General features: G+C 64.7%; 4 protein-coding genes. 3 read left to right on the top strand and 1 reads right to left on the bottom strand.

Features of this window, described 5'->3' with window-relative positions; genetic code table 11:
• Positions 1-93 precede the first annotated feature (93 nt).
• Positions 94-1,077, bottom strand: a complete 984-nt coding sequence (locus tag ACE3TU_RS20340) for an SDR family oxidoreductase (protein WP_374627565.1) — start codon at positions 1,075-1,077, stop codon at positions 94-96.
• Between the two features lie 223 nt (positions 1,078-1,300).
• Here ACE3TU_RS20340 and ACE3TU_RS20335 point away from each other — a divergent pair, with 223 nt between their 5' ends.
• The 3 genes from ACE3TU_RS20335 to ACE3TU_RS20325 all read left to right on the top strand — a co-directional run bounded on the left by ACE3TU_RS20335 (position 1,301) and on the right by ACE3TU_RS20325 (position 3,394).
• Positions 1,301-1,759, top strand: a complete 459-nt coding sequence (locus ACE3TU_RS20335) for a hypothetical protein (RefSeq protein ID WP_374627562.1) — start codon at positions 1,301-1,303, stop codon at positions 1,757-1,759.
• A gap of 88 nt (positions 1,760-1,847) precedes the next feature.
• A complete protein-coding gene (locus ACE3TU_RS20330) occupies positions 1,848-2,663 on the top strand; it encodes a tyrosine-protein phosphatase (RefSeq protein WP_374627560.1) in 816 nt (271 codons plus the stop codon).
• The gene (locus ACE3TU_RS20325; protein WP_374627559.1) at positions 2,660-3,394 is read left to right on the top strand and encodes a polysaccharide biosynthesis/export family protein; all 735 of its coding nucleotides are present in this window, start codon (positions 2,660-2,662) and stop codon (positions 3,392-3,394) included. The genes ACE3TU_RS20330 and ACE3TU_RS20325 overlap by 4 nt, the downstream gene beginning before the upstream one ends.
• Positions 3,395-3,548 lie beyond the last annotated feature (154 nt).

The following is a 3,548-nucleotide window of genomic DNA, read 5'->3' as shown; positions in this document are numbered from 1 at the left end:
TGGCAGGATGTCGTCGATGGTCCATCTCCCGCCGGGCGCTGGGGGTGGGCGAAGTGGGCCGGATCCGCCCGCGTCGTCGCCGGGTCCTTGCTGCTATCGTCCAAGCGCAGATTGCTCGGACGCGATCCGATCGATCAGGCCGTCGAGCTCCGAAGTATCTGCGGACGGCTGCGAGAGCCGTAGCTTCAGCAGCCGGATCGGCTCGGCAAGCACTTCGTCCAGGTCCTCCGAACAGGTGAAGTCACCCGCCACCCGCTTGACCTTCGCGTTGTCGAACAGTGCTGCCCAGCTCTTGTCTCCGATCAGCGGCCCGATCCAGTCGGGCTTGTAGCGCACCAGGGTATCGGTAGGGACGTGAACGATCCTTGCCGAAGTGCCGACGCCGCGCGCGATCGCTCCGTAGATGGCATCCCAGGTGTAGGCGCGGTCGGAGGTAATGTGGAAATCCTCTCCAAGCGCCGCGCTTTTGCCGAAGAGGTTGACGAAAGGCACAGCGAAGTCTTCGGAGCGGGTCAGCGTCCACGGCGTGGTCCCATCGCCGGCGACGATCACCGGCTTTCCGGCCAGCATTCGGCGAGGGATAACGTCGCCTTCGCCGACCATCGTGGGTAAGCCGGTGCGCACGGTGTGGCTCGGTCGTACGATGGTCCAGTCGAGATTGGTCGCCGCCTTGAGCATGCTCTCGCAGGCAATCTTGGCCTGGCTGTACGGCCAGTAGGGGTTCACGGTCGGCGTTCGCTCCGTGATGACGTAGTGCCGCGCCGGCTTCTCGTAGACCGATGCTGATGAGATGAAGACGTACTGTCCGGTCTTTCCGGAAAAGGTGGCGATGTCCTGGGCCATCTGCTCGGGAGTGAACACCATGAACTGGCAGACGACGTCGAAGCGGCGATCGCCGAGCTTGCGATAGGCTTCGGCATCGGCCATGTCGCCAACGATGCCGGTTACGCCCGCGGGAAGGGCGGCCTCGCGCCGTCCTCGGTTGAAGACACTGACCGCGTGCCCCGCTGCGACCGCACGTTCGACGCAGGGCAGAGAAATCTGTCCGGTTCCACCGATGAAAAGCACTGAAGCCATGACTGTAACCTCCATCAGAAACAGCGCAGTCTGCCTGCTTGCCAGCCGTGCCGCAGTTCATCGTCGGTCGCGGCCGGAATGGGTGAAGCGGCCCTGCAATATGCATCTGCCCGGGCCGGGAGCAACGATTCGCCGCAGACTACTTTCATCACATTGGGTCGAAATGCCTTGATGGGGGCGTCAAATCACATTACCCTCAGAGCATGTTAGGGAGCCACTCCGGATGAATTTGCGTAAGCTTGGTACAATTGGTGGTATCGTTCTGGTGTCGCTATTTTCGGCGGGAACGGGGCCAGTGTTCGCGCAGCAGGAATGCACGTGCGTGCTCCCGGCATCGACCGGACCGGTTGGGAAGGTATCGCGGGCCAGTTCCGACGTGTTCCACACCGGTGCCCTGGGGCGGGAAGCGGCGGCGGCCGGTCAGCAGCTGGCAACGGGGTCGGTGGTCACTACCGGCGCGGTCGCGAGTGCCGACATCGACCTGGGTGCGTCCTGCAAGTTCGCACTCCGCGGGTCCATGCGGATGCAGATCACCCCGATCGACGCCGGCCTGTGTGTGCAGGTCTTCGACGAGAGCGTGCCGGTTCCCGTGCCGGAGTCGTCCGCGGGTGTCATCCTGGCGGGCGCAGCCGGTGGTGGTGTTCTGTTGTCCCTGGGGCTCCTGCAGTCGGTTAGCCAGTAGCGGACTTCGTAGTGGGGGTGGCGGTTGCTGGGGCGCCTCTGGGCGCCCTTTGTGCTTCGGCTGACCCGAGAATCCGCCGGGTAGGGCTTTGATCGATCTGCACTGTCATTTGCTGCCTGGGATCGACGACGGGTCGCCGGATCTGGGCGTGTCGCTATCGATGGCCCGGATGGCCGTGGCGGACGGCATCACGCATGTGGCCTGCACACCGCACATAACCCCTGGTGTCTATGACAATACCGGCGCCGACATCGCGGCCCGGACGGCCGATCTTGCGGCGAGGTTGGCTGCCGAAGGTATCGAACTTGCGCTGTGGGTCGGTGCCGACGTGCACGTCGACCCGCAGCTACTGCCCAAGCTGTCGCGGGGCGTCATCCCTACGCTCGGCAATTCCCGCTACTTCCTGCTCGAGCCACCGCATCACGTGGTGCCTCCGCGACTGCCCGCCTTGGTCGAGGGCCTGGTCGCTGCGGCCTACCTGCCGATCATCACCCACCCGGAGCGGCTGCGCTGGATCGAGTCGCACTATGACCTGGTGCAGCGGCTGGTGAGGGCAGGTGCCCTGATCCAGCTGACGGCCGCGTCGATCACCGGCGGCTTTGGCAAGCGGCCCCTGTACTGGTCCGAGCGCATGCTCGACGAAGGCATTGTCGATTTCGTCGCGACCGATGCACACAATGTCAGCGGGCGTCCGCCGATCCTGTCGGCGGCGCGGGATCGGCTCATCCACAGGGTCGGAGAGGCGGAGGCGATGGAAATGGTCTATAACCGTCCGGCGCGCGTGCTCCGGAACGAGGCCATGCCGGCACGGCCGCAACTAATTACGCCACAAGTTGGTGGCAGGGAACACGAAGGGCCACGGTGGGTGCGGGGTATTCTGAACAAGTTGCGCGGCGGGAAATGAAGACCGGAAACCTCCTATTGCTCGCGGCGCTGCTCGCCGTGACCTCAGTTGCACTCGGCGCCTGCGCTTCGGCGAGCATCAGCAGCGCCGGTTACGCCCCGCGCCAGCAGGAGAGTGCCGACCTGTCCAGTGGCGCGGGATCGCTGAAGGTCGTGCCGCTGCTCCCCCCGCCGGCCGCGGCGCAGGGCGGTGGCCAGGTCGTGCGCGTTGGTGACACGGTCAAGGTCGACGTTTTCGGTGTGGACGAACTGGACCGCGAGGCGCAGGTGGATGCGACCGGCAAGGTAACGCTTCCACTGGTCGGAAGCATCCCGGCTGCCGGACAGACGGTCGAGGCGCTCCAGGTGCAGGTGACGCGCCTCTACGGCAGCCGCTACCTGCAAAATCCCGAGCTTACCCTGACACTTGCACAGACTGTCACCCTTGATGGCGAGTTCAGAAAGGCCGGTCTCTATCCGGTCAGCGGGAACTCGACCCTGCTGCGTGTGGTTGCGGCCGCCGGAAACTTCACCGATATTGGCGATCCCAGCAATGTGTTCGTGTATCGCACCATCGATGGGCAGGACTACGTGGCGCAATACAGTGTGGCCGAGATCAGAGCGGGACGCCGTGCCGACGCCCCGATCTATGGAGGGGATGTCGTGGTAGCCTTTCCTTCGGGCATGAAGGTGCTCGGATCGAACCTGAGTTCTGCACTGGGTTTGGCGCGCAGCGCGACCAGCCTGCTCTAGACGTATGATGCTACCCTGCCGGAAAGCCGCCGATGCTCGACCGCAATGATCGCAATCTGCCCTGGCAGGCGCCACACGGGGGCGCCGTCGCTCAGCGCTATGACGGCAATGGCTGGGATGGCTATGGTCCGGCGGCCGAGCCGGCCGACGAGCC

The sequence above is a fragment of the Devosia sp. genome (genome assembly GCF_041917035.1).
Classification (GTDB): Bacteria; Pseudomonadota; Alphaproteobacteria; order Rhizobiales; family Devosiaceae; genus Devosia_A.
The sequence above is the reverse complement of the archived record's forward strand: the minus strand, read 5'-3'. Positions and strand labels throughout refer to the sequence as shown.

Bases quoted from the DNA above. Each gene is read 5' to 3' on its own strand.
- ACE3TU_RS20340 (WP_374627565.1), bottom strand. From the start codon at position 1,077: ATGGCTTCAGTGCTTTTCATCGGTGGAACCGGACAGATTTCTCTGCCC.
- ACE3TU_RS20335 (WP_374627562.1), top strand. From the start codon at position 1,301: ATGAATTTGCGTAAGCTTGGTACAATTGGTGGTATCGTTCTGGTGTCG.
- ACE3TU_RS20325 (WP_374627559.1), top strand. From the start codon at position 2,660: ATGAAGACCGGAAACCTCCTATTGCTCGCGGCGCTGCTCGCCGTGACC.